19 protein-coding genes and 1 pseudogene are annotated in these 25,898 nt (G+C 48.0%); 12 read left to right on the top strand and 8 right to left on the bottom strand.

Features of this window, described 5'->3' with window-relative positions; genetic code table 11:
• Positions 1-65: 65 nt before the first annotated feature.
• Together nqrM and CEQ48_RS12120 are read right to left on the bottom strand one after the other, a co-directional pair.
• On the bottom strand, positions 66-263 hold the full coding sequence (gene nqrM, locus CEQ48_RS12125; protein WP_181710875.1) for a (Na+)-NQR maturation NqrM: 198 nt from the start codon (positions 261-263) through the stop codon (positions 66-68).
• Entirely contained in the window at positions 260-742 is a 483-nt protein-coding gene (locus tag CEQ48_RS12120) for a NifB/NifX family molybdenum-iron cluster-binding protein (RefSeq protein ID WP_089071420.1), read from the bottom strand. Before CEQ48_RS12120 ends, nqrM begins: the two co-directional genes overlap by 4 nt.
• Before the next feature lie 496 nt (positions 743-1,238).
• Here CEQ48_RS12120 and mglB point away from each other — a divergent pair, with 496 nt between their 5' ends.
• The 3 genes from mglB (at position 1,239) to mglC (ending at position 4,944) form a co-directional block, all read left to right on the top strand.
• Complete coding sequence (gene mglB / locus CEQ48_RS12110) at positions 1,239-2,213, top strand: galactose/glucose ABC transporter substrate-binding protein MglB (protein ID WP_001891852.1); 975 nt, start codon at positions 1,239-1,241, stop codon at positions 2,211-2,213.
• Between the two features lie 204 nt (positions 2,214-2,417).
• Positions 2,418-3,926, top strand: a complete 1,509-nt coding sequence (gene mglA, locus CEQ48_RS12105) for a galactose/methyl galactoside ABC transporter ATP-binding protein MglA (RefSeq protein WP_089071419.1) — start codon at positions 2,418-2,420, stop codon at positions 3,924-3,926.
• A gap of 10 nt (positions 3,927-3,936) precedes the next feature.
• Positions 3,937-4,944 (top strand): galactose/methyl galactoside ABC transporter permease MglC, encoded by a 1,008-nt coding sequence (gene mglC, locus CEQ48_RS12100; protein ID WP_000340252.1) that lies wholly within the window; start codon positions 3,937-3,939, stop codon positions 4,942-4,944.
• Positions 4,945-5,227: 283 nt separating this feature from the next.
• Here the strand turns inward: mglC and CEQ48_RS12095 are convergent, their stop codons facing one another.
• From CEQ48_RS12095 to CEQ48_RS12075, 5 genes are all read right to left on the bottom strand, one after another.
• Complete coding sequence (locus CEQ48_RS12095; RefSeq protein ID WP_089071418.1) at positions 5,228-6,076, bottom strand: hypothetical protein; 849 nt, start codon at positions 6,074-6,076, stop codon at positions 5,228-5,230.
• Positions 6,073-6,261 carry a hypothetical protein gene (locus tag CEQ48_RS12090; protein ID WP_055027135.1) on the bottom strand — a complete coding sequence of 63 codons (189 nt, stop codon included), beginning with the start codon at positions 6,259-6,261 and terminating at the stop codon, positions 6,073-6,075. The genes CEQ48_RS12095 and CEQ48_RS12090 overlap by 4 nt, the downstream gene beginning before the upstream one ends.
• Positions 6,262-6,550: 289 nt before the next feature.
• Positions 6,551-8,080 carry a tripartite tricarboxylate transporter permease gene (locus CEQ48_RS12085; RefSeq protein ID WP_089071417.1) on the bottom strand — a complete coding sequence of 510 codons (1,530 nt, stop codon included), beginning with the start codon at positions 8,078-8,080 and terminating at the stop codon, positions 6,551-6,553.
• Positions 8,081-8,089: 9 nt separating this feature from the next.
• A complete protein-coding gene (locus tag CEQ48_RS12080; protein WP_181712782.1) occupies positions 8,090-8,587 on the bottom strand; it encodes a tripartite tricarboxylate transporter TctB family protein in 498 nt (165 codons plus the stop codon).
• A gap of 245 nt (positions 8,588-8,832) precedes the next feature.
• The gene (locus CEQ48_RS12075) at positions 8,833-9,804 is read right to left on the bottom strand and encodes a tripartite tricarboxylate transporter substrate binding protein (RefSeq protein WP_089071415.1); all 972 of its coding nucleotides are present in this window, start codon (positions 9,802-9,804) and stop codon (positions 8,833-8,835) included.
• A gap of 514 nt (positions 9,805-10,318) precedes the next feature.
• Between CEQ48_RS12075 and CEQ48_RS12070 the strand changes: the two genes are divergently transcribed.
• The 9 genes and pseudogenes from CEQ48_RS12070 to CEQ48_RS12030 all read left to right on the top strand — a co-directional run bounded on the left by CEQ48_RS12070 (position 10,319) and on the right by CEQ48_RS12030 (position 24,411).
• Positions 10,319-13,423 (top strand): HD domain-containing phosphohydrolase, encoded by a 3,105-nt coding sequence (locus CEQ48_RS12070; RefSeq protein WP_373419685.1) that lies wholly within the window; start codon positions 10,319-10,321, stop codon positions 13,421-13,423.
• 163 nt (positions 13,424-13,586) lie between these two features.
• On the top strand, positions 13,587-14,291 hold the full coding sequence (locus CEQ48_RS12065; protein ID WP_198301277.1) for a GntR family transcriptional regulator: 705 nt from the start codon (positions 13,587-13,589) through the stop codon (positions 14,289-14,291).
• A gap of 10 nt (positions 14,292-14,301) precedes the next feature.
• Positions 14,302-15,198 carry a methylisocitrate lyase gene (gene prpB / locus CEQ48_RS12060; protein WP_000059217.1) on the top strand — a complete coding sequence of 299 codons (897 nt, stop codon included), beginning with the start codon at positions 14,302-14,304 and terminating at the stop codon, positions 15,196-15,198.
• Positions 15,199-15,373: 175 nt separating this feature from the next.
• The gene (gene prpC / locus CEQ48_RS12055) at positions 15,374-16,507 is read left to right on the top strand and encodes a bifunctional 2-methylcitrate synthase/citrate synthase (RefSeq protein WP_089071412.1); all 1,134 of its coding nucleotides are present in this window, start codon (positions 15,374-15,376) and stop codon (positions 16,505-16,507) included.
• A gap of 77 nt (positions 16,508-16,584) precedes the next feature.
• Complete coding sequence (gene acnD, locus CEQ48_RS12050) at positions 16,585-19,191, top strand: Fe/S-dependent 2-methylisocitrate dehydratase AcnD (protein ID WP_089072373.1); 2,607 nt, start codon at positions 16,585-16,587, stop codon at positions 19,189-19,191.
• 8 nt (positions 19,192-19,199) lie between these two features.
• On the top strand, positions 19,200-20,402 hold the full coding sequence (prpF, locus tag CEQ48_RS12045) for a 2-methylaconitate cis-trans isomerase PrpF (RefSeq protein ID WP_089071411.1): 1,203 nt from the start codon (positions 19,200-19,202) through the stop codon (positions 20,400-20,402).
• Positions 20,403-20,406: 4 nt separating this feature from the next.
• Positions 20,407-22,284: pseudogene (locus CEQ48_RS12040) on the top strand (propionyl-CoA synthetase).
• 173 nt (positions 22,285-22,457) lie between these two features.
• Complete coding sequence (locus CEQ48_RS12035) at positions 22,458-22,934, top strand: GNAT family N-acetyltransferase (protein ID WP_089071410.1); 477 nt, start codon at positions 22,458-22,460, stop codon at positions 22,932-22,934.
• Between the two features lie 79 nt (positions 22,935-23,013).
• Positions 23,014-24,411, top strand: coding sequence for a bifunctional NUDIX hydrolase/phosphatase PAP2 family protein (locus CEQ48_RS12030; protein WP_089072372.1), 1,398 nt, complete (start codon positions 23,014-23,016; stop codon positions 24,409-24,411).
• A 65-nt stretch (positions 24,412-24,476) separates the two neighbouring features.
• Here the strand turns inward: CEQ48_RS12030 and CEQ48_RS12025 are convergent, their stop codons facing one another.
• Positions 24,477-25,583 carry a tripeptidase T gene (locus tag CEQ48_RS12025; protein WP_089071409.1) on the bottom strand — a complete coding sequence of 369 codons (1,107 nt, stop codon included), beginning with the start codon at positions 25,581-25,583 and terminating at the stop codon, positions 24,477-24,479.
• Between the last annotated feature and the right edge of the window lie 315 nt (positions 25,584-25,898).

The raw sequence follows: 25,898 nt of genomic DNA, 5'->3' as shown, positions 1-25,898 counted from the left end.
GATAAGATTAAGGCAGGAGAATTCCTGCCTTAATCCTTTACACCTTTCCCACTTGAAGCTGCAGTTTATTTTTGGGGTTCGGATATTTGATACAGCTTGCGCTGATGAGCATCGCAAGTGGTTTCACAATTACACTCTTTATCAATCCCCACATTGGCAAGCCCACCGCAACTGCCCTGAATCGGTTTGCGTTTAGCCATCACCCCTAAGGTCATTAAAACTGCAAAGAGTACAAAGGCACCGAAAGCCAGTAGATACGTCATCTCTCTTCTCCTTTCCATAACCGTTTGATGGAAAAACCACGTTGAAGCGGGCGCGTCGATGGCGAAACGAATGTGCTACGCGAGCCTGACGGATTGCTACTGTGCTTACCACATTTTCGTTCACCATGGGCTTTATTTGGTGAGGTTTTGCCATAACTTAAATCCGTGATCGGCTGTAACTGCGTTAACACCAGATCGGTTAAAGCCGCTCCTCTAGGTAAAGCATAGACGCGGATCCCAGCGTTAAACAAGGCTTGCAGCATGGATTGTCCGATTTGGCGAACCGCAACTGCTTCGACTTGATAGTGGCGGAGCTGGCGTAAAATCGCAGATTTCTTGCCACAAGATTTTGATAAATCCTGTTCAATATTAAATTCAGTTTGCAGCTTTTGAGTATTGGAGTCGATGACGGAAAACGAGGGCGCTTTAGCAAAATGGTTAAACGGCATACCTTGGCGGCTAGGAACGGCTAGAATCATTTTAGTTCTCCTGAATAAGATTACGCTGCCATTTTGCGCCAATTAATAGCATATGCCAATAATGAAATCAGCAAACTTATCTGCCATCTCTGTGGATAGCTAGCAATGAATGAGTCGGTTTTTTAATCATCATGTTAAAACACCGTCTATACTTCAATCACTTCATAAGCAGTTCAATTCTTATCATCACCATTGGCTTGGTGTAAACGTTATCACATTTTATTTTTTGAGATGCAGCGTTATGCCACTGAATGAGCACGGGAGATGTCACCATATCAGGGCTAAATTGTTATTGAGTTCAAACTATTTAAACAAATGGTTACAGTTTGGCGGTTTGAAGAACAATTTTTTAACTGGTTCACATTAATTGCGTTTTTTAAAACTATACTCTTGAGTAAACGTTTTCACTGATTGTGCAAGTGGGTTTTTGTGCAAAAGGTCGAGGAAGCGTTGTTCCCTACACACGTAATACAAAACAACAAATAGGACTTGTTCAATGAGAAAGTTAACTGTTTTAGCAATGCTTTCTGCTGGTATGGGTTTTGGTACACAAGCTCTGGCAGATACCACCATTGGCTTTACCATCTACAAATACGATGACAACTTTATGTCGGTTGTTCGCCAAGCGATTGAAAAAGAAGCCGCGGCGGATAGCAACACGCGTATCCTCATGAATGACTCGCAAAATAGCCAGTCGATGCAAAATGACCAAGTCGATGTAATGTTGGCGCGTGGCGTACAAGCGCTCGCGATCAACCTTGTTGACCCCGCGGCGGCACCCACCATCATCCAGAAAGCCAAAATCGACGACGTTCCTGTGGTGTTTTACAACAAAGAACCGTCCGCTGAAGCGATGGCCAGTTATGACAAAGCTTTTTACGTCGGAACTGACTCTAAAGAGTCTGGCATCATTCAAGGTGATTTGATTTCTGCGCAGTGGAAAGCAAACCCTACGTGGGATAAAAACGGCGATGGCGTGCTGCAATACGTGATGCTCAAAGGTGAGCCTGGCCACCCAGATGCGGAAGCGCGTACTACTTATGCAGTGAAAACCATCAACGATAACGGCATCAAAACCCAAGAGCTGCACATGGATACAGGCATGTGGGATACCGCGATGGCCAAAGACAAAATGGACGCGTGGCTCTCTGGCCCGAATGGCAGCAAAATCGAAGTCGTGATCGCCAACAACGACGGTATGGCGATGGGCGCGATTGAAGCTCTGCGCGGTGCTGGCCAAAAAATCCCAGTATTTGGTGTAGATGCTCTGGCAGAAGCCTTAGCACTCATTAAATCCGGCGACATGGCGGGTACGGTGCTGAATGATGCGCAAAACCAAGCCAAAGCGACCTTTGAATTGGCGCGTAACCTAGCCAATGGCAAGCCTGCTGCCGAAGGCACTCAGTGGACGATTGAGAATAAAGTCGTTCGCGTACCTTACGTAGGCGTTGACATCAATAACGTCGAATAACCTTGGCGAGAAGAGGGGAAGGAGACTTCCCCTCTTCACAATCCCTTCTTAGTTGAAGCTGCAACGCTAAGTAATTTGGATATATTTTTGCAACATCGAAAGATTCAGCGACAGATCAACGGATTTGCCGCACAGAGATATCACGCCGTGTGTACCACGCATTGATATGGGTTGTCTGAATTTTTGCATAATAAAAGTGATGCCATGGTCAATCAAACACATGAATTCCTGTTGGAAATGACAGGGGTGAGTAAAGAGTTCCCCGGAGTGAAAGCTCTGGATAAGGTGAATTTAAAAGTGCGTCCGCATTCCGTTCATGCCTTGATGGGTGAAAATGGCGCAGGCAAATCCACCTTGTTGAAATGCTTATTTGGTATTTATGAGAAAGATGAAGGCGATATCATTTTTCTTGGCCAGCATGTGAACTTTTCCTCATCAAAAGAGGCGCTGGAATCCGGTGTCTCTATGGTTCACCAAGAGTTGAACCAAGTAAAACAGTGCTCGGTGATGGATAATATTTGGCTTGGCCGTTATCCCACCAAAGGATTTTTTGTTGATCACGACAAAATGTATCGGGATACCAAAGCGATTTTTGCCGAACTCGATATTGATATCGATCCGAAGGTCAAAGTCACGACCTTGTCGGTTTCACAGATGCAGATGCTCGAGATCGCCAAAGCGTTTTCCTATGATGCCAAAGTGGTGATCATGGATGAACCTACCTCATCCTTGACCGAAAAAGAGGTAAACCATCTTTTTACCATCATCAAAAAGCTCAAAGAGAAAGGCTGCGGGGTGGTGTACATCTCACACAAAATGGAAGAGATCTTCTCTATCTGTGATGAAATCACCATTTTGCGTGATGGCCAGTGGGTCGATACGCGTCCGTTGAAAGGGTTGGACATGGACAAAATCATTTCGATGATGGTTGGCCGTGAACTGACCCAGCGTTTCCCTGAAAAAAGCAACGAACCGAAGAATGTCATTCTTGAGGTGAAGAATCTCACTGCACTCAATCAACCCTCGATTCAAGATATTTCGTTTGAACTACGAGCAGGGGAGATTTTGGGCGTGGCGGGTCTCGTCGGTTCGCGTCGTACCGATATTGTGGAAACCATTTTCGGTGTGCGTGAACGCAGTGCCGGACATATTCTGCTCCATGGTCGTGAAATGAAAAATCATGATGCTCATGAAGCGATCAGAAACGGCTTTGCACTCGTGACCGAAGAGCGCCGCTCGACGGGGATTTACTCCAATCTCGATATCACCTTTAACTCTCTCGTTGCCAACGTCGATGAGTACAAAACGCCTTACGGTCTCCTCAGTGACAAGAAGATGAAAAGTGATACGCAATGGGTGATTGATTCTATGCGGGTGAAAACCCCGTCGCATCAAACTCATATCGGTTCGCTTTCCGGTGGTAACCAGCAAAAAGTCATCATCGGGCGCTGGCTGCTGACTCAACCGGAGATTTTGATGTTGGATGAACCCACACGCGGTATTGATGTGGGCGCAAAGTACGAAATTTACCAGCTGATTTTAGAGCTGGCCAAGAAAGACAAAGGCATCATCATTATTTCCTCTGAGATGCCGGAACTGCTCGGTATTACCGACCGGATCATGGTGATGAGCAACGGCCGCAATGCGGGCATTGTGAATACCAAACAAACTTCTCAGAACGAAATTCTAGAACTGGCCTCTCGATACCTCTAAGGAAATGACTATGGATGCTGTCAAATCATTTGCAATTAAACATTTAAAAGAGGGCGCAATCTACGCAGTGCTATTTATTCTGCTGGCGATTATTGTGATTCAAGAGCCCTCATTTCTAAGCTTACGTAACCTCAGTAATATCCTGACTCAATCCTCCGTGCGCGTGATTATTGCATTGGGGGTAGCAGGTTTGATCGTGACCCAAGGCACCGACTTATCGGCTGGTCGCCAAGTGGGGTTAGCGGCTGTGATCTCGGCCACTTTGCTGCAATCAATGGATAACGTGAACAAAGTATTCCCAAGCTTGGGCGAAATTCCCATTCTGGCGGTGATCATCAGTGTCTGCTTGATTGGTGCGATTATTGGCTTGGTGAACGGTGTGATTGTGGCTTACCTCAAAGTAACGCCATTCATTGCGACCTTAGGCACGATGATCATCGTCTACGGCATTAACTCGCTGTACTACGATTCGGTCGGTGCTTCACCGATTGCTGGCTTTGATGAACGCTTTACTACTTTCACTCAAGGTTTTATCCGGATTGGGGATTTCCGGTTCTCCTACATCACCTTCTACGCGATTATCGCGATCATTTTTATGTGGGTGCTGTGGAATAAAACCGTGTTCGGCAAAAACATTTTTGCAGTTGGTGGAAACCCAGAAGCGGCGAAAGTGTCGGGTGTTAACGTGCCTTTGACCCTGCTTAAAGTGTATGCGCTTTCCGGGGTGTTCTATGCGTTTGGCGGTATGCTCGAAGCGGGACGAATTGGTAGTGCCACCAACAACTTAGGCTTCTTATATGAGTTGGATGCGATTGCGGCGTGTGTGGTGGGCGGTGTCTCATTCGCTGGTGGTGTGGGGAGTATCGCTGGGGTAGTGACTGGGGTACTGATCTTCACCGTAATCAACTACGGTATGACCTACATCGGCGTTAGCCCTTACTGGCAGTACATCATTAAAGGCTCAATCATCATCTTCGCCGTCGCGCTAGATTCAATGAAATACGCGAATAAGAAATGAGCGATTTTTCGATTTAACACTATAAAAGCCTGACGATGATCAGGCTTTTTTGGGGGGAGAGATTTGTAGAAGCAATGGGCGTGCTCGCTTTCTTTGAGTCAATTTCTTCCCTCCCCCTTTTTTTTCGGAGAAGGATTGATTTTGCACAGTTCAACAGTTTTGTGGACATTGTGAGTAAGAGGAGCTTTCGACATATCTGAGGAGCCGAATAAGCTAACTGTAGGCGAACTCTACCAGCGAGGTTTTTAACTGTAGGTATATCGTAGAATGAGAATGTCAACGCTTACCCACTAGATGTCGAGTTGAAATCTCGATAGCTCTCTTGTACTGAGCTTGCACTGAACTCAGAGTTGGGTATACCTATACCGTTGTCAGCACCATTTTTATCACACTTTTTTTCTACTTCTTTAAACTGCTTGAAAGTAGCAATATCGAAAAACGAGTAAATTTCCACTTCCGATTTTGGAATGATCACCCTAAATTGATCTAATGTTAGATTGTCGTGTGTGCCGTCATAGAGGTCATTATCTTCATAATGAATATGATAGTTAGTAAGGATGTTGAGCGATAACTTATCTTTGTCTCGATATCCACTAAGCAGAGGTAATAGTGATATATGTTCTGAACCACCGTCATCAAAGCCTGCTTCGCCGAAGCAAATGCCAACATAGCACTTTCGGGATCCAAGAGTAACCAGTATAGGTATTTGAGTTGCAGAGGCTTCTAAGATGAATGTGTCCAAATGATCATTTTTAGCTATTTTCGCTATGTGTTTCAGTTTTTTGTCTGGGAATAAAGTGAAGTACAGTCTTGATAAAAGACCACAGATAAGCGCGATAGAAACCGATACAAAAGCAAAAGCAATAGTTCGAATATCGTCGAACTTAATGGATAGTTTTGAGACATCTTTAAGGTTGTAACCTAAATACTCTATAGTCAAAGCAACACAATTAAAGAAGTCAATTAACACACAGATGATTGCAGCAATGAAGCCCCATAGAGTTCCCCAAGCAACCACATAAAAATAAGAATCCCAGCCAGTTGTTCGCTTCTGCTTAAACCTTGCTGGGATATGTAAACTTGTAAAGACAAAACCTGATACAAGTATTAGTAGAATTAAAACTGCACTCATGCTTTAACAGCAATATCCTCAATTTTATCCACTTGCTCTCTGATGGCTTTGAGCGCATCTTTGGATGCAAGATCTATGGATATGAAACCATCACGATTAACTTTGAACTTACTTTTATTGTCTTTAAGCACTTGTTCAAGAGAGCTGTTTTTAGAGTTGTCTTTGGGTTTTGTGTTCCAGAACATAAACACCTCCATACTCCGCTTGTTTAGTGAGAGAAAAGCACACGCGGATAGCCGAATGTGCTTGGACTTTTACCAAAAGTTTAACTGCCTAGGTATAAAAGACAAGTTATTTGTTCGCAAATGCGACCAGCTTGTAACACAGCAATCAAAGGTTGCTCACAAAAGTTATAGAACAAAATGAGCAGTTGAACGATTCATTCACAACACAAAACAACTTCGAATTTCTATCTACTAAAAAGCGCCACCTAAATGGTGGCGCTCTCATCTTTTCGTAAAGAATAAGATTTAATTAGTGGGGCAGTTTGACACCAGCTGGGCGTTTTTTACGCTCCATCAAGCGGCCAAACAGTGGGCTGAGTAGCGTTACAATCGCCAATGCCGTAAAGGCTAAAGTGATTGGGCGTTCCCACAGGAAGCTGATTTCACCATCGGTAATGATCAACGCACGGCGTAAGTTTTCTTCCATCAAGCCGCCCAAAATAAAGCCGAGCAGTAGGGGAGCGAGTGGGAAGTTGGCCAGACGCAAAGCAATTGCGCCCATCGCGACCAAAATCATCACATACACATCCATCGTATTGAACGACACCAAATACACGCCGGTGATCGAGAAGAACAGAATCATCGGCAGCAATACAGTGCGTGGTACTGCTAACAGTTTGGAGATGTACGGAATCAACGGTAAGTTCAGGATCAACAGTACGATGTTACCGACGTACATAGAGATGATCACTGACCAGAAAATATCGGGATGCTCAACAAACAGACGTGGCCCTGGTTGAATACCGTAAGCGATCAGTGCACCCAACATAATGGCGGTGGTGCCAGAACCTGGAATGCCCAGCGTTAAGAGAGGGACGAATGAGCCGCTCGATGCTGCGTTGTTGGCCGACTCTGGCGCAACCAGACCACGAATAGAACCTTGGCCGAACTCTTCTTTCTTATCTTTTGGGGCGAGATTACGCTCCATGCCGTAAGCCAAGAAAGCCGCAATGGTTGCGCCTGCGCCGGGCAGAACGCCAGTGAAGAAACCAAGAATTGAGGAGCGCAGTGAAACTGGCGCGGCTTCTCTTACTTCTTCTCTGGTTAGCTTCATGCTGCCGATGTTTTTCATCTGCTCTTGTTCGTTGGCGCTGTTGTCGCCGTCCGGTTTTAAAATACCCATCAAGGTTTCGCCAAGGGCAAAAGTTGCCATGGCTAAGAGTAGGAAGCTAAAACCATCCATCAAATCGGTCAGGCCGAAGGTGAAGCGTTCGACACCAATGCCTTTATCAATTCCGACGGTGGAAAGCATTAAGCCGAGTACGGTCATCATCCATGCCTTGATTACTTGACCTTTACCAGCAAAGGCGGCCACGGCTGAAAGGCCGACCAGCATCAGTGCGAAATAGTCTGACGATTGAAAACTGAGTGATACTTTGGCCAGTGCTGGTGCGGCAAACAGCAACATAATGGCTGAGAGTGTACCGCCGGTGAAGGAAGCGTAAGCTGCTAGTGCCAGAGCTTTACCCGCTTGGCCTTTTTGCGCCATTGGGTAGCCGTCAAACGCAGTCACTACCGTTGAAGAACACCCCGGTGCGTTGATCAGAATGGAAGAGGTTGAACCGCCAAAAATAGCGCCGTAATAAACGCCGGCCATCAGAATCAGGCCAGAGGCGGGTTCCAAACCGTAAGTAATTGGGATCATCAGCGCAATGGCTGAAATTGGGCCTAAACCTGGGAGCATGCCGATGAAGGTGCCTACGAAGCAGCCGATCATCACCATCATCAGGTTGGTCGGCATTACTGCCGTTGCCAGCCCTTGTAAAATTCCGTCTAACATGATGATTTCCTATCCGAAAGTAAACAGATGACCTGGTTCAAGATACACATCAAGCCCTTTGGTCAGTAATAAGTAAAATGCGAGAACGAAGGGGAACGAAGCACCGAACAAAATGCTTTTACGTCGCTCGCCCAACAGGTAAAAACCCGCCATGAGGAACAGAGAAGTGGCAATCACAAAGCCGAGATAAGTCAAGCCAAGGCCGTACAACGCCATCAGCACCAAAAAGCCGATCAGCAATTTCCAGTTAAACTCGAGCACCGCACCACTTTTTTTATCCGGCTGACCGACCACGAGCAGCAACAAGGATAAACCGATACCGACATAAGTCAGAATCGTCGGCAAAGTTCGGGCGTTAAAAGGTTCCAGTTCATCGCCCGGAAACATGGTAATGAGCGAGGTTTGATAGCCATAACCAAGGCTGAACAGCAGGAATAGCATGGCTCCCACTCGGTCACGGCAGAGTAAGTTTTCTTTGGTGAAAATTTTGGTTGGCAGATCCGACATATCCAACTCCATTGGGTTTGTGAACGGTGTGCAAGAAAAGAGCCGAGTAAACACAAGTTAATAAATGGGGATTAACCAAACCTGTCACACTGCCAGCAAAAATGCAGGCAGCATTAAGGTATTTGGGTATTACTGCAAGTCAAAGGAGTTACCCATAACCTTTACCCATAAACAAAGGAGTGACGGTGTGTACGTTTACTCGGCAAACAGTGTGATAGAAGCGGATTGCTCCGCTTCTACTGTAATTACTTCAGGAAGCCGAGTTCACGCATTAGGTCGCCCATTTGCTTCTCTTGTTCTTCGAGGAAAGCGTAAAAATCTTTGTCGCCTTTGTAGCTGTCAATCCAGCCGTTACGATCACGAATTACTTTCCACTCTTCGCTGGCAAACATCTTCTTAAACACTTCGTTCCACTCTGCAACTTTTTCTGCGCTCACGCCTGGTGCTGCAAAATAGCCACGCCAGTTAACGAAGGTGGTTGGGTTGCCATAGTCTGCAAGTGTTGGGATATCGGGTGCGATGTCCAAACGTTTTGGAGAAGTAATCGCCAGAACGCGCACTTGACCGGATTTCGACATCTCGAGAACTTCACCCAGGCCTGTAGAAAGCACTTGAGTTTCGCCAGAGAGCAGGGCAGTCATGGCTGAGCCACCCGCATCATAAGCGACATAGCGAACTTCTTTCGGGTCTAAGCCTTGCCCTTTAAAGGCAGCCGCAGCCACTAAGTGGTCCATACTGCCGCGCGCAGAGCCGCCCGCGATTTTGATTTGCTTAGGGTTGGCTTTGAAATCTGCAACCACTTGTTCCCAAGAGGTATATTTTGAATCACCTGCCACCACAAACGCGCCGTAGTCAGAAACGATTTCCGCAACTGGCGTCATATCACGAAACGATTGAGGAAACACACCAGAGAGTGAACGGATCACAATCGGGGTAGAGTTAATCATCAGCGTATCTTGTTGGCGATCAGCGGTTTCAATCAGGTGTGCAATTGCTTTACCGCCACCGCCACCAGATAGATTTTGGTAGGAGGCATTTTCGATCAGTTTAGCTTTGATTAGCGCATCGCCAGTGGCGCGTGCAGTCATATCCCAGCCACCACCTGCACCACCGGGTACGATAAAGTGGATTTTTTCAATGTCAGCCGCGAGAGAAGAGAAAGAAAAAGTAGCGGCCAGCATGGCGGCGGTGAGTGAGGGTTTAAAAAACTTCAACATGTTTCACGTTCCTTATGTCGGCACATCATACAGCTCGTTGATGCTTATTGTTTTGTTTTATCCCTTGCTATTGTGATGTCAGCGTTTACAGCACCACAAAGCTTGGTGAAAAGTGGAAAGCACCATCGGCTTACCACGGCTACCAGTGATTTGGTATGGGTTAAGGTTAAAAAGCTGTTAATGAAATGTCTCCAATCCGTCAATAAAAACAATATTGAGCATTAAGTGGATTTTGTTCATAAAGTTCACATAAAGAATGTAGAAATATTTTTTAAAGATAGAGGTTATATGAAACACTGTAGATACTTTTTCTTTGCAATCCATGGATAAGTAGTCCCCTTCCTATTTTAAGGCGCACATATGTTGGCCGCCCCTAATAACGGCGTTTATTGGTGCTCAATGGAGTGAGTAGATTGATGAAGGGCTCATGACTTTCAATCGTTTGGATAGTGAAGTTTTATTGCTCAAATAAAGCAATATTCTGATTATGGCACTTGTCATGGGAGGACAAGTTATGAGTGTTAAACGCCAGATTAAAAAGATCTCTATAAAATATAAAGTCGGGTCACTGTTTTTGATTGCAACGACATTAACGGCGCTAGTGGCGATCTCTTTGCAGTTTTACTTTGGTAAACAAGAATCACAAGAGAAAGTCTTAAGTAAGCTGACTATGGCTTCGACGGTAATTGGCGAACATGTCAATGAGATTGCTCTGCGTGCGTCGAATAATGTGCGAATTCTAAATAACATTTCTATTGTCGATGGCCAGAAATTTTCGCAAAACCAAGTGCTTGAAATATTTGTAGAAATTCTACGCCATAATCCGCTCTTTTATAGCATCTACTATGGAAAGGAAAATGAAGATTTCTATCAAATCATTAATTTAGATTCATTCGCGAATATTCGCCAAAGTATGAATGCTTCAGAAGATGAACGTTGGGTTGTGGTCAATATTCATGGTTATGGCGATAAACGAACACGAATGACACATTATTTTAATGAGCAGTTGGTGTTGACACGTAGCATGTCCGAGCCAAGTGGATATTTTCCTACTCAGCGTCCTTGGTATGTGATGGCAAAAGCTAATGAAGTCAATAAAACTGAACCTTACTTATTTCAGCATCTCAAGGTTACCGGACAAACGTATTCAATGATGAGCAAAGATGCCGTGATTGGCATCGATATTGTACTTTCATCAATGGCTTCAAAATTGGGTGTAGAAGCGCTTGGCTTAGGACACAAAAAAGATATAGAAGCGTATTTGATCAACCGAGAGGGAGAAATTATCGCTTCTAACCGTCATCAGCTATTCAAAAATAGCGAATTACCTGAAGTTACTCCCTTACCTCTTTCTCCTGCTCAGCAACAGCTCGTGAATCAAGCCGGTTCACTCAAAGTTTCCAATCAAACCGATTGGTTTCCTTATGATTTTGCCAATGCTGGTGAGCCCCAAGGTTATACGATTGACCTTCTGAATATGGTTGCCCAAATGACAGGGTTGAAACTGGAATATATGAATGGTTTCAATATTGATGACCTTTCACAACGATTCCAGCAGGGTGACCTAGACATTCTCAATGGGGTGTCGGTAGAAAGTAATGAACATGTTTTATTTAGTGCTCCGTTAGTCTCTGATCGTCCGGCATTACTAAAAGAACAGAATAGGGCTGAGTGGCCAGAAATAGTGGGTGTGGTGCGTGGCCAGCAGTGGCATATTCAGGCGACCCCACAAGTGAAATGGGTGGAATTTGATGACATCAATCAAGCGGTAGAAGCTTTTCGTTCTGGGGTTGTCGATGGCATCTACAATACGTATTGGGTACTTAATAGTCTCAATTTGACTGGCGTTCAGCGCAAAACGGAAATTCAGATTTTAGATAACCTCCCCCAGATACCCATCGCATTAGCAATGAAGTCAGAAAATGTGGAATTGTTAAAGCTCATCAATCAAGCATTCGCCAGCATTACACCGGAACAACACACTTGGCTGCAAAATAAATGGTTCAGTAGACAATCGATAGTTTCTCGATGGGTTCCTTATTCGGTGTTGTATGAAGCAAGCCAACAGCCAGCATACCAAGGCCGCATGTTGCCAATTACCGTGTTGGATAAAAAACGCTATTTGTATGTAGTGCCTGTCAGTAATCAGCAAGAGTATTTTGCGGTTTTGATCCCGCAACAATTAGTGACTGAACAAGTGCTCACACAGCTTTGGAAATCTCTTTCTATCACAGTCGGGGTGATGCTGATTTTATTACCCATAGCATGGTGGTTCGGCACTCCGATTGTTAAGCCAATTATCCAACTCATTCACGAAACAAACAAAATCAAGCGTCGTGAGTTTGATGACGTTCAATGGGTGGATAGTCAGATTAAAGAAATTTCAGAACTTTCTACCGCAATGACCGACATGGTGAAAGAGATCATTCGTCATGAAAAAGCGCAAGAAGAGTTTGTTGAGGCCTTTATCCAACTGATTGCTGGAGCGATCGACGATAAATCTTCGTACACCGCAGGACATTGTAACCGAGTCCCTGAGTTAGGGATGATGCTTGCCAAAGCGGTGGAAGAAGCCGGTGATGGGAAGTTTAAAGATTTCCGCTTTGCCGATGCGAAAGAGTGGCGCGAGTTCCGCATCGCGGCTTGGTTGCATGATTGCGGGAAAATCACCACGCCAGAGCACATTGTCGATAAAGGCAGTAAATTGGAAGCCAACTACAATCGGATACATGAAATCCGAACTCGTTTTGAGGTGTTATGGCGTGATGCGCAAATCGAGGCTCTCCAAAGCCAGCTAAACGGGACTTCTAAAGTGCAAGCTGAAGAAGCATGCAAGCAGCGTCAGGAGAAATTACAAGAGGAGTTTGCCTTTATCGCCAATGCTAACGTAGGTTCAGAGTTTATGAGCGAAGAGTCACTATTGCGTATTCGAGAAATTGCCGCTCAAACATGGGTACGTCATTTCGATGATCGGCTTGGTTTGTCGCCAGTGGAGGAAATGAATAAACCTGCTAACACAGCAACGTTGCCAACGACTGAGCAACTCTTAATGGATCGACCAGAACACGTTATTCATCGTGAGCGAGCCGCAAATTTTGATCCTAAATTTGGTATAAAAATAGATGTGCCTGAGCATCTCTATAATTTGGGTGAGATCTATAACCTTTCTATCCGTGCAGGCACCTTAACTGCGGAAGATCGTTACAAGATTAATGAACATATGATTAGCGGAATCAAAATGCTGGAATCGCTACCATTCCCTAAAGAGTTAAGTCGAGTTCCTCGATATGCTTCCACACACCACGAGACACTGAAAGGTACCGGTTACCCGCGTAAACTGAGTGCCGAAGAGCTTTCCATCCCCGAGCGAATTTTAGTGATCGCCGATATTTTTGAAGCGTTAACGGCGGCGGATCGCCCGTACAAGAAAGCCAAACCGTTAAGTGTTGCTGTCGACATCATGTATAAAATGGCGTGTGATCAACACATCGATAAAGATCTTTTCTTGCTGTTTTTGAAACAGGGTGTACACCTTGAATATGCGCGTATATTTTTGCCAGAAAAACAGATAGATGAAGTCAATATTGAGCAGTACTTTCAGCAGGAAATAGTCGCGTAATTTCAATTTAGAATACCATTCATTCTTATCATACCTTAGTCTAAAGTGTCGACAATTCTCTTGATTGTCGACACTTTGTTGGGCTACTTTTTCATCAGACCGAATTGTTATTAATAAGTGCCTAGGTACATAGAGCTAGGTGCGAACATAAGAATTACGATTGATGAAAAGCAGTACCTTATCTCGTCAGCCGAGCACAGAAAAAGAGAGCACCAAATCAGAGAATCTCACTGAGTATCTGATTGACGCCATTGTTGAAGGTCAGCTCGCGCCGGGCAGTAAAATCTCTGAACCTGAGCTCGCCAAACAGTTTCAAGTCAGCCGTGGCCCACTGCGTGAAGCGTTAATGCGAGTGGAAGGGCTTGGGTTGATTGAACGTATTCCGCACATCGGTGCGCGAGTGATTCAGCTTTCACCCACCAAATTGGTCGAGTTGTATGCAGTGCGTGAAGCACTGGAAGGCATGGCTGCAAGGCTGGCGGCACGCAATATTACCGAAATCGAACTGGCAGGCTTAGAAAGCCTATTGTCGACACATTCCACTCATATCGATCAGGTCGAGGGCGCTTCTTACTTTCACCAGCAGGGCGATTTCGATTTCCACTACCGAATTATTCAAGCCAGCCGCAATCAGCAGCTGATTGGCTTGCTGTGTGATGAGCTTTACCACTTATTGCGCATGTATCGTTACCAATCGCCGCGCTCACATTCGCGTCCGGTAGAGGCTTTGGAAGAGCATAAATTTATTCTGCGTGCGATCCGCCAACGAGACGAAGAGTTGGCCGAAATGCTGATGCGTCGCCACATCTCGCGCAGTCGCCAATTGATCGAACAACAAATAATGCTGGATGCCCAACAACAAGGTTAAGGAGAATCCCATGAGCTTAAGCCCAGGAGCCAAATTCAGGCTGGCAGTGAAAACCCATCATCCACTGCAAATCGTCGGCACCATCAACCCTTACTGCGCCATGATGGCGAAAAGTATCGGCCATCAAGCGATTTATCTCTCTGGCGGTGGTATTGCCAATGCCTCGTACGGCTTGCCAGATTTGGGCATTACCACGCTCAATGATGTGTTGGTGGATGTGGAACGCATCACCAACGCCTGCGATTTGCCTTTGCTCGTAGATATTGATACCGGATTTGGCGGCGCATTTAACATTGCTCGCACCATCAAAGCGATGGAGAAAGCCGGAGCCGCGGCGGTGCACATGGAAGATCAGGTGGCGCAAAAACGCTGTGGCCATCGTCCGAATAAAGCGATTGTTAGCCAGCAAGAGATGGTGGATCGCGTCAAAGCGGCAGTGGATGCGCGCATCAATCCTGAGTTTGTGATCATGGCGCGCACCGATGCGCTAGCGGTAGAAGGCATGGACAGCGCGATTGAGCGTGCGATTGCTTGTGTGGAAGCGGGCGCGGACATGATTTTCCCCGAAGCCATGACCGAGCTGAAACAGTACGAGCAGTTCTCGACGGCACTGCGCAGTGCCACAGGTAAACCTGTGCCGATTTTAGCCAATATTACCGAGTTTGGTCAGACTCCCCTTTACAGCGGTGAGCAATTGGCGGCGGTGAATGTGGATATGGTGCTGTACCCCCTCAGCGCTTTCCGCGCCATGAATAAGGCGGCAGAAAATGTGTATCGCCACTTGCTGGAACACGGTAATCAGGAAGCGCTGCTCGATCAAATGCAAACGCGCAAAGAGCTTTACGCCTACCTGCATTACCACGAATACGAAGACAAGCTGGATCAGCTGTTTTCACAACCCTCTTAAGTCGAGGGAAGCCCAAGGAAAACAACCCTCTCTTAGGTTTGACAGCCAATGTGGCTGCGTGAGTAAGAGAACATTAAATCCAATAACGTGAAATTGCTCTTCTAAAACACCCGAAGGTGGACACTAAGAGGTCGGTGCGCTAGCACCAAAAGGAGAGCCAGAAAAGGAGTTCGACATGTCTGCTGCAAAAGAGTTAGGCGGAGCAGGGCTGCGCGGCCAAAGCGCGGGAAGCACCGCTTTGTGTACTGTGGGAAAAACGGGGACCGGGTTAACCTACCGTGGTTACGACATTACCGATTTGGCCCATCATGCTCAATTTGAAGAGGTCGCGCACCTGCTATTGGTGGGGCATCTACCAACGCAAGCGGAGCTGGATCAGTACAAAACTCGTTTGATTGGCCTGCGCGGTTTACCCGAAAAACTCAAACAAGCGCTGGAATTGATCCCTGCTGAGGCGCATCCGATGGATGTGATGCGCACGGGCTGCTCTATTCTTGGCAACCTTGAGCCTGAACATACCTTCGCTGAGCAACAAGCGGCGACCGAGCGTATGTTGGCGCTGTTTCCGGCGATCATCTGTTACTGGTATCGCTTCAGTCATGACGGGGTGCGTATTGATACCGCCGATCAAAGTGAAGATTCGATCGGCGGCTATTTCCTCAAAATGCTCACTGGCCAAGCGCCGATCGAGCTGTTCAAAAAAGTGATGCACTGCTCGCTCACTCTGTACGCTGAGCACGAATTCAATGCTTCTACCTTTGCGGCAAGAGTCTGCGCCTCAACCTTGTCGGATATTCACTCTTGTGTGACAGGCGCGATTGGTACGCTACGTGGGCCTTTACATGGCGGAGCGAATGAAGCCGCGATGGCGATGATTGAGCAGTGGCAAAGCGCTGATGAAGCGGAAGCGGGCATTATGCGCATGTTGGCGAACAAAGAGAAAATCATGGGCTTTGGCCACGCGATTTATCGTGAGAGTGACCCACGCAACGCCTTAATCAAAGAGTGGTCGAAGGCGCTTTCTGAAGCGGTGGGGGATACTCATCTCTACGCTGTTTCTGAGCGTGTGGAAGCAGTGATGAAGCGCGAGAAAGATCTGTTCTGTAATGCGGACTTCTTCCACGCCTCGGCCTATCACTTTATGGGCATTCCAACCAAATTGTTCACGCCAATCTTTGTGATGAGCCGTTTGAGCGGCTGGGCGGCGCATGTTTATGAGCAGCGTGCCAATAACCGAATTATTCGTCCAAGCGCCGATTATGTGGGGCCTGAGCATCAAACTTGGTTGCCGATTGAACAGCGTGGCTAACACTGAACAAGTACAACGAACCCTTCAGTGGAGGGTTCAGAGCCATTTGAATGGCCAGCAGCAATGGAAGCAAAAACATGAACAGTCTGTATCGTAAAGCCTTATCGCCAAGCCCTGCGCAATCTCAGGTCGATTTTTTTGATACGCGCGCGGCGGTTGAGGCGTTAAAACCGGGCGCGTACCAAACTTTGCCTTATACGGCGCGTATTTTGGCCGAAAACTTAGTGCGCCGCTGCCCACCGGAACAATTGAGCGACAGTCTGCTGCAAATTATCGAGCGTAAACGCGATCTTGATTTCCCTTGGTATCCCGCGCGCGTGGTGTGCCACGATATTCTCGGCCAAACCGCGCTGGTCGATTTAGCGGGCTTGCGTGATGCGATTGCCGATCAAGGTGGCGACCCAGCGCAAGTTAATCCTGTGGTGGAGACTCAGTTGATTGTTGATCATTCGCTGGCGGTGGAATATTCCGGCTGCGATCCTGATGCGTTTGAGAAAAATCGCGCAGTGGAAGACAGACGCAACGAAGATCGCTTCCATTTTATCGAGTGGTGTAAAACCGCGTTTAAAAACGTCAGCGTGATCCCCGCTGGTAACGGCATCATGCACCAGATCAACCTCGAAAAAATGTCGCCGGTGATACAAGTGAAAGAGGGGGTGGCTTTCCCTGATTCTTGCGTAGGCACGGATAGCCATACGCCGCACGTCGATGCACTCGGTGTGCTGGCAATTGGTGTGGGCGGTCTTGAAGCGGAAACTGTAATGCTTGGTCGTCCTTCCATGATGCGCTTGCCAGATATTGTCGGTGTGAAACTGACTGGAGCGCGTCAACCGGGCATTACCGCAACCGATATTGTGTTGGCTTTAACTGAATTTCTGCGCCGCGAGCGCGTGGTTTCGGCCTATCTGGAATTTTTTGGCGAAGGGGCGAAAGCGCTGACCATCGGCGATCGCGCAACCATCTCCAACATGACGCCGGAATACGGCGCGACCGCTGGCATGTTCTACATTGATGAACAGACCATTCAATATTTAAAACTGACTGGCCGCGAGCCAGAGCAAGTCGTCTTGGTCGAAAGCTATGCCAAAGCCGCAGGTTTATGGGCGGACAGCTTAGAGCACGCGGAATACGAACGTGTGCTGGAGTTTGATCTCTCTAGTGTTGAGCGCAATTTGGCGGGTCCTTCCAATCCACATCGCCGTTTACCGACCAAAGAACTGAGCGCGCGTGGTATTGCCATTCCTGCTCAGCAACGAGAAGCACAACAAGCAGAGGGCTTGATGCCCGATGGCGCGGTAATCATCGCCGCCATCACTTCCTGCACCAACACCAGTAACCCGCGTAACGTGGTTGCGGCAGGGCTACTCGCCAAAAAAGCCAATCAGTTAGGCCTTAAACGCCAGCCTTGGGTCAAAACCTCTTTCGCGCCCGGCTCGAAAGTCGCCAAATTGTACTTGGAAGAGGCTGGGCTGCTCTCTGAACTTGAACAACTTGGCTTTGGTATTGTGGCGTATGCCTGTACCACCTGTAACGGCATGAGTGGCGCGCTCGATCCCGCGATTCAACAAGAAATTATTGAACGCGATCTCTACGCTACGGCGGTGCTGTCTGGCAACCGCAACTTTGATGGCCGTATCCATCCGTATGCCAAGCAAGCGTTTTTGGCTTCGCCGCCACTGGTCGTGGCTTACGCGATAGCAGGCACGATGCGCTTTGATATTGAGCGTGACGCGCTGGGTCACGATGCGCAAGGCAAGCCGATTTATCTCAATGACTTATGGCCAAGTGATGAAGAGATTGATGCCGTCGTCGGCCGCGCGGTGAAACCGGAGCAGTTCAAGCAGATCTATATCCAGATGTTTAAACTCGATGAGACACAAAGCGCGAGCTCACCGCTGTATGACTGGCGGCCGATGAGCACGTATATTCGCCGCCCACCGTATTGGGAAGGAGCGCTCGCTGCACCGCGCACCTTGAAAGCGATGCGACCACTGGCGATTTTGGGTGACAACATCACCACGGATCATTTATCGCCCTCCAATGCCATCTTGGCGAGCAGTGCGGCTGGAGAATACCTGACCAAAATGGGTGTGCCGGAGGAAGATTTTAACTCTTATGCTACCCACCGCGGCGATCACCTGACTGCGCAGCGCGCCACGTTTGCCAACCCGAAACTGTTTAACGAAATGGTCAAAGAAAACGGGCAGATCAAACAAGGTTCTCTCGCGCGTATTGAGCCGGAAGGCAAAGTAACCCGCATGTGGGAAGCGATTGAAACCTACATGAACCGCAAACAACCGCTGATTGTGATCGCGGGAGCGGATTATGGGCAAGGTTCATCACGCGACTGGGCGGCCAAAGGTGTGCGTTTAGCCGGCGTTGAGGCGATCGTGGCCGAAGGCTTTGAGCGCATTCACCGCACCAACTTGGTTGGGATGGGCGTACTGCCGCTAGAGTTTAAGCCGGGCGTCAATCGCCACTCGCTAGCGCTCGATGGCACTGAGCTGTTTGATGTGGTGGGGGAGATCAGGCCCGGTGCAGATTTAGCCCTAGTCGTGACCAGACAAAACGGTGAGAAGATCGATGTGGCGGTGACGTGTCGTTTGGACACAGCCGATGAAGTACATGTATATCAAGCGGGTGGCGTGTTGCAACGCTTCGCGCAAGACTTTTTGGCGCAGTAGGAGGCAGCATGAACGAGACAGTGTCACAAATTCGCATTCCTGCCACCTACATGCGCGGCGGAACTAGCAAAGGGGTGTTTTTCCGTCTGAACGATTTGCCGGTTGAAGCGCAGCTTCCCGGTGCGGCTCGTGACGCCTTGTTGCTACGAGTGATTGGTAGCCCAGATCCTTACGGTAAACAGATTGATGGCATGGGCGGTGCGACATCAAGCACCAGCAAAACGGTGATTGTCAGTGCCAGTTCGCGCACTGATCACGATGTGGATTATCTGTTCGGGCAAGTGGCGATAGATAAACCGTTTGTCGATTGGAGCGGAAACTGCGGCAACCTTTCCGCTGCGGTGGGGCCGTTTGCGATCCATGCTGGGCTGATTCCTGCTGAGCGTATTCCGTACAATGGTGTGTTGGCGGTGAAAGTGTGGCAAGTCAATATCAGCAAAACCATTGTAGTGCATGTGCCGATAGTCAATGGCGCAGTGCAGGAGTGCGGTGAGTTTGAACTCGATGGCGTGACTTTTCCGGCGGCCGAAGTGCAGGTGGATTTTGTGGATCCTGCTGATGACAGCGGCGCTATGTTCCCAACTGGTAACGTGATGGATGATTTGCAAGTGCCGGGTATCGGCACGTTCAACGCGACTTTCATCAACTCGGGCATACCGACCATTTTTGTCGATGCCGAAGCGCTCGGCTATCAAGGCACTGAGTTGCAAGAGGCCATCAACAGTGATCCACAAGCCTTGGCGAAGTTTGAAACGCTACGCGCTTATGGCGCACTGAAAATGGGGCTGATTGAGCGCATTGAAGAAGCGCAAAACCGTCAGCACACTCCGAAAATTGCTTTTGTCAGTGGCGCGAAAAGTTACTTAGCTTCAAGCGGTAAGCCAGTAGAAGCGGATTCGGTGGATCTGCTGGTGCGCGCGCTCTCGATGGGCAAACTGCATCACGCCATGATGGGCACGGCCGCGGTGGCGATTGCTTCTGCCGCCGCCGTTCCGGGCACGTTGGTCAATTTGGCTGCGGGGGGCGGTGAGCGTACATCGGTCACCTTTGGTCATCCCTCCGGCACGTTAAAAGTCGGAGCGAAAGCCAAGCAAGGCGAGCAAGGGTGGCAAATTGAGCGCGCGATCATGAGTCGCAGCGCCAGAATTCTAATGGAAGGATGGGTACGCGTTCCCGCAAATTACGCTGCCCTCAGTGAGAGCAAGGAGTAATGCGATGTCTGCCTATCAAGAGCAATATCAATGGGCGAAAGAGCAGCCCGAGGCCTTCTGGCGTAAACAAGCGCAGCAGATCGACTGGTTTCAACCGCCGCAAACCATTTTGGCCAATGACGAGCACGGTATTGAGCGCTGGTTTCCTGATGGTGTACTCAATACCTGTTGGTTAGCGCTCGATTATCACTGCGAGCAAGGCCGTGGTGATCACACGGCGCTAATTTACGATTCGCCCGTGACGGGTAAAAAGCAGCGCTACAGTTACTCGGCATTGCGTGACAGTGTCGCGAAAATTGCTGGCATGCTGGCCGCACAAGGGGTGAGCAAGGGTGATCGCGTGATCATCTACATGCCGATGATCCCAGAAGCGGCGATGGCGATGCTGGCTTGTGCGCGCTTGGGCGCGATTCACTCGGTGGTGTTTGGCGGATTTGCCCCCAATGAACTGGCGGTGCGGATTGAAGATGCGGAGCCGAAAGTGATCATGACCGCCTCGTGTGGCGTGGAAATCAATAAGGTGATTCCCTACAAGCCCATGGTCGATAAAGCCATTATGGATAGTCGCTGGAAACCCGAAAAAGTCTTGGTTTATCAGCGTAGCGAATGCCGCGCCGAGCTCACTCATGCGCGTGATTTGTAATGGAACACGGTTGTGCAATCGGCCACGCCACACGGTTGCGTGCCTGTGCTCGCCACTGATCCGCTGTATATCCTTTACACCTCAGGCACTACAGGTAAACCGAAAGGCGTGGTGCGCGATAATGGCGGCCACGCGGTCGCGCTTAAGTATTCAATGCAGATCATCTACAACATGCCGCAAGATGGGGTGTTTTGGGCGGCTTCGGATGTGGGCTGGGTAGTCGGTCACTCCTACATTGTGTATGCGCCGCTCATTCACGGTTGCACCACTATTTTGTATGAAGGCAAGCCAGTACGCACACCCGATCCCGGCGCGTTTTGGCGAGTGTGTCAGGAGTATCAAGTGACCGCGCTGTTTTCTGCGCCGACCGCGTTTCGTGCCATCAAAAAAGAAGATCCAAATGGCGATTATTTAAAACAGTACGATTTGTCGGCGTTAACCACCATTTTTATGGCCGGAGAGCGGCTTGACCCGCCGACCTTGGAATGGGTACAAGCCAAAACCGGCAAGCCAGTGATAGATCACTGGTGGCAGACTGAAACGGGGTGGGCGATTGCTGGAAATCCCACCGGTCTTGAATCTATGCCCATCAAAGCGGGCTCGGCAACCAAACCGATCCCCGGTTATCAGGTGGAGATTCTTAATGAGCTTGGCGAAAACATGCCTGCCAATCAGCAAGGTTTTGTCGCACTGAAACGGCCACTGCCACCAAGCTGCCTGCCAACCGTGTGGCGCAACCATGACCGTTTTGAGTCGGGCTATTTGGCGCAATTCCCCGGTTACTACGTGTCCGGTGATGGAGGTTATCTCGATGAAGATGGATATCTTTTCATCATGGGGCGCATCGATGATGTGATCAACGTTGCGGGGCATCGACTATCGACAGGTGAGATGGAAGAGATCGTCGGTGCGCATCCGGCTGTCGCGGAATGCGCGGTGATTGGCATTCATGATGAGCTGAAAGGGCAGTTGCCACTGGGTTTAGTGGTGCTCAAAGATGGGGTGAAGATTGATGCTCAAACGCTGGAGCAAGAGTTGGTCGCCAGTGTGCGCAATCAAATTGGTGCGGTGGCTTGCTTTAAGCATGCCATAGTGGTCGAACGCTTACCCAAAACACGCTCCGGCAAAATTTTGCGGCGTATCATCCGCCAAATCGCCGATGGCGAGAGTTACACCATTCCGTCGACCATTGACGATCCCATGAGCCTCAATGAGCTGGAAAACCTGTTTCAGCACTGAAAATGGAATGAACGATACATAAAGTGCTCCTGCTGGAGCACTTTTTAATGACCCATCTCATCTCTGTGACACAGATAACAGCCTGATTGCACAAAATCCCTCCAGCGAAAGCTGATTTTTTTTCGCGCTTCCTATACAATTTCGCCCCACTATAAATTGATAAAAATCACAAAATGACCAATATCTCAATCTCACCGGCAAGTAGTGCAGATTTAGAACAACTCAATCAGTTGATGTTTGAGCTGCATGATGAACACCATCAGCAGTGCCCTGAACATTTCAAAGCTGCGGAAGAGATTGAGCAAGAGAAGAGTATTGCCCGTTATTTGGATGATCCGCAGTGTTTGGTGTATGTCGCCAAACAAGGTGAGCAGGTGGCGGGGTTTATTACCGGGCATTTTTGTGAGCTGGTTTCAACCGTCAGTCAGGCGGTTGCCATGGGAAGTGTCGATGAGTTGTATGTGCTTCCTGCATTTCGTGGCCAAGGGATTGCCAATCAGCTATGCCATAAATTAGAGCGGGTTTTCAAAGATTACGGGGTGAAACAGATGTTTGTTGAAGTTTGGGACTTTAATCAGTCGGCTCAAAGTTTTTATCAATGCGCTGGCTTTGTTCAGCACATCCACTGGTTACGTAAACCGCTGGTTTAGGTCTGTTCGTTTTTTAAAGGAAACAATCTTGTTGGCACATGTTCGCGCATTTTGGTTAGTGTTGGGTTTCACATTCTGCATAGGGCTTTCTTTTTCGGCGTTGTCTAGCCAAGAAGAAGAGGCGGCTTATCGCGGCGCTTTATGTTTGATTCGTGGCGATAATAAATTGGTGATGACCAAAGAAGTTCTCACCGGAAAACTCTCATTGCCCGGCGGTACGATTGAAGCCAGTGAAACACCCCAAATGACAGCTCAACGTGAAACATGGGAAGAGACGGGCATGGTGGTTTCTGTTGGACGCTTGATTGGCCAGACATCGACCGCGGTAGTCTATGAGTGTGTTAGTGAATCTCAGGTGATCGCTTACTCTTACCAAAATGCTCTAGGTGGATATGAATTGCCGATCTGGTTTGCGCCAGATTATGGAGTGGAAACCGTCTCTGCCATGTTGGTCAACCCAAGACACATCAAAGCTGAGCAATATCGTTATCCAGAGCAGTGGCCATTAATTACGGACTTGTTCAAAGTAAGCCAAGAGCAAGCCGTTGATTATGTTGCTGAACTGAGTAAGGCCGCTCCTCAATTTCAGCAAGTAGAATTAGAGTGGCTAGCGCAATTACAACATGGTGTCGCTCAGCTCAAAAAGAGTATGCCTTGGCTGCAAAATCTGATCTTAAGCGGGATGATTTTTAATCTTCCAGTGATGGGTTTAGTGCTATTTCCATTGCTCTATTGGCAGCTTGGCAAATCCTATTGTTACAAGATTCTGTTTGCTATGTCGGTCACGTCCTTGCTTTGCCTCGTCGCTCAGCAGGGGTTCGCGTTACCAAGGCCACATGTTTACCAACCCACATTAGAGCTGTTTCCAAGCTACGGCTTTGCCTTCCCGAATTTGCCTATCGCGCTTTGGAGCTGCTTGGGCGTTTTGCTGTGGCATGTACAGCAAGAGTTGACTCAGCGTTGGGTGATACGGGGTTGGGCTGGTTTGTTTGTATGGCTCTCGTTTGCTTCATTCTATTCAGGTAGCGCCTTCCTCAGTGATCTTGCTATTGGAGCACTGTTTGGAGCCTTAGTGGCTTGGCATATTATTCGTCTCGATTTAAAACCGGGTGTGAATGTAGATGGTTTACTCTGTTCGAAGCCGGTTTGGTGGGGACTGACATTGGCTTGCGTGCTTCTCTCTATCATCTGGCCGCAACCGATTTTTACTCAATGGCTCGCGTTATTAGTGACGATTTCTGGCTTAGTGACCTTGTTGAAACCAGTATCTTCGACTCTTTCACTGCGTGGCGTGTTGTTGATGATCGTACTGTTGCTATTAGCCGATCAGGGGATTTCGTTGTTGATTGAACCTGTCAACTACAGTTCACTCTATGTATTAATTGGTGAAGCCCTGCGCTATCCCGTGCTGATTTTACTGTTTGTGTTACTGGCTCGCCGCGGCTTAAAAGCGCCGATAGTAAGTTCCACATATTAAAATCAGTTTAAATAAAAACCGGAAGCCATTTGCTTCCGGTTTTTATTGATGACTCAAGTACTTGATTAGGCGGTAGTGTAAGCGCAGACGAATTCGGCAATTTTCACCATATCCGCAATCGCGATGTACTCTTCAGTGGTATGCACTTTAGCCATGCCCGTTGATAGGTTGACCGTAGTTAATCCTTTGGCATTGAAGTTATTGGCATCGCTGCCGCCGCCACTGAGCTTGGTTTTGGGCTCAATACCAATTGCCTCAAAGCTTGCTTTGATCGTTTGGATATGCGCGTTATCTTCTTCCAACTTAAAGGCGTTGTAAGCACGGGTCGATTCAATCTCAACGGTTGCGCCATGTTTTTCCGCGGTGCGTTCAAAAGTTTCAATCATGTGCCGAACTTGCGCTTCGAGTTTGGCATCGTTGAGTGAACGCGCTTCAGCGACAATTTTCAGCTCAGGCATCACAATGTTCGTCGCTTGACCGCCTTGCACGATACCGATGTTGGCTGTGGTTTCTTCATCAATACGCAGTAGTTTCATTTGGGTAATTGCATCTGCCGCAACAGAGATGGCGCTGATCCCATCTTCCGGAACCAAACCAGCATGAGCGGGTTTACCTTTGATCAGTGCAACGATTTTTTGCTGACCCGGCGCTGCGCGTACGATAGTGCCGATTGGGCCGCCCGTGTCGAGAACAATCGCTTTCTCTGCTTGCACCTTACTCATATCAAAATGCTCAGAACCTTTCAGGCCGCCTTCTTCATGTACAGTGAAAGCAATCTCAATGGTTTTGTGCGCTTGCTGGCTATCGCGCAGAACACGTACCGCTTCAAGGATCGCGGCAATGCCAGATTTGTCATCGCCACCCAAAATCGTGTTGCCTTTGGAGCGGATAATGCCATCTTCAATCACAGGCTCAATGCCGATACCCGGTTTAACCGTATCCATGTGGCAACTAAACAGAATACTGTCATTGAGTGTGCCTTCTAGGCGGGCATACAGGTTAAATCCGTTTGATACCTCTGCCGGAACAGGGAGTTTATGCACAGTGAATCCAAGTGCACCCAGTTGCTCCGCGAGCGTTTCAGCAATCTTTTTTTCATTGCCCGATTCGCTATCGATTTGAATCAGTTGTAGGAAGTGGTCAACAAGGCGTTGGGTATTAATCAGACTCATGGGAATACCTCATAGGGAACAGAAGTTGTTACCATGCCCGCAATTGACTTGACTGATGATGCGTTAAATCAAAAAAAGCCTGAAAACCAGAGGGAAATAGAAGCTAGAGCGCTGCAAGGCTTAATGGTGTCAATAGAGAGGCTCCAGCTACGTCTGGCATGAATCAAAAGTAACAATATCGTTACATTGTAAGCCTGGCTTTACTCCCCTTAGATGAGGGTAAACTCACGAATTGTAGACATGATTTTTTAACTATTGATTAATATTCAATGGGTTGTGTTTTATTTTTGTTGGATGAGGGCAAAGGTTTTTGTG

Source organism: Vibrio tarriae (assembly GCF_002216685.1).
GTDB classification, from domain to species: domain Bacteria; phylum Pseudomonadota; class Gammaproteobacteria; order Enterobacterales; family Vibrionaceae; genus Vibrio; species Vibrio tarriae.
The sequence above is the reverse complement of the archived record's forward strand: the minus strand, read 5'-3'. Positions and strand labels throughout refer to the sequence as shown.

Excerpts from the sequence above, each read along its gene's own strand:
- CEQ48_RS12085 (WP_089071417.1), bottom strand. The coding sequence starts at position 8,080 with ATGTTAGACGGAATTTTACAAGGGCTGGCAACGGCAGTAATGCCGACC.
- CEQ48_RS12025 (WP_089071409.1), bottom strand. The coding sequence starts at position 25,583 with ATGAGTCTGATTAATACCCAACGCCTTGTTGACCACTTCCTACAACTG.
- acnD (WP_089072373.1), top strand. The coding sequence starts at position 16,585 with ATGAACAGTCTGTATCGTAAAGCCTTATCGCCAAGCCCTGCGCAATCT.
- CEQ48_RS12095 (WP_089071418.1), bottom strand. The coding sequence starts at position 6,076 with ATGAGTGCAGTTTTAATTCTACTAATACTTGTATCAGGTTTTGTCTTT.
- mglA (WP_089071419.1), top strand. The coding sequence starts at position 2,418 with ATGGTCAATCAAACACATGAATTCCTGTTGGAAATGACAGGGGTGAGT.
- mglB (WP_001891852.1), top strand. The coding sequence starts at position 1,239 with ATGAGAAAGTTAACTGTTTTAGCAATGCTTTCTGCTGGTATGGGTTTT.
- CEQ48_RS12035 (WP_089071410.1), top strand. The coding sequence starts at position 22,458 with ATGACCAATATCTCAATCTCACCGGCAAGTAGTGCAGATTTAGAACAA.
- CEQ48_RS12065 (WP_198301277.1), top strand. The coding sequence starts at position 13,587 with ATGAAAAGCAGTACCTTATCTCGTCAGCCGAGCACAGAAAAAGAGAGC.
- mglC (WP_000340252.1), top strand. The coding sequence starts at position 3,937 with ATGGATGCTGTCAAATCATTTGCAATTAAACATTTAAAAGAGGGCGCA.
- CEQ48_RS12090 (WP_055027135.1), bottom strand. The coding sequence starts at position 6,261 with ATGTTCTGGAACACAAAACCCAAAGACAACTCTAAAAACAGCTCTCTT.
- CEQ48_RS12070 (WP_373419685.1), top strand. The coding sequence starts at position 10,319 with ATGAGTGTTAAACGCCAGATTAAAAAGATCTCTATAAAATATAAAGTC.
- CEQ48_RS12120 (WP_089071420.1), bottom strand. The coding sequence starts at position 742 with ATGATTCTAGCCGTTCCTAGCCGCCAAGGTATGCCGTTTAACCATTTT.
- prpC (WP_089071412.1), top strand. The coding sequence starts at position 15,374 with ATGTCTGCTGCAAAAGAGTTAGGCGGAGCAGGGCTGCGCGGCCAAAGC.
- nqrM (WP_181710875.1), bottom strand. The coding sequence starts at position 263 with ATGACGTATCTACTGGCTTTCGGTGCCTTTGTACTCTTTGCAGTTTTA.
- CEQ48_RS12075 (WP_089071415.1), bottom strand. The coding sequence starts at position 9,804 with ATGTTGAAGTTTTTTAAACCCTCACTCACCGCCGCCATGCTGGCCGCT.
- prpF (WP_089071411.1), top strand. The coding sequence starts at position 19,200 with ATGAACGAGACAGTGTCACAAATTCGCATTCCTGCCACCTACATGCGC.
- prpB (WP_000059217.1), top strand. The coding sequence starts at position 14,302 with ATGAGCTTAAGCCCAGGAGCCAAATTCAGGCTGGCAGTGAAAACCCAT.
- CEQ48_RS12080 (WP_181712782.1), bottom strand. The coding sequence starts at position 8,587 with ATGTCGGATCTGCCAACCAAAATTTTCACCAAAGAAAACTTACTCTGC.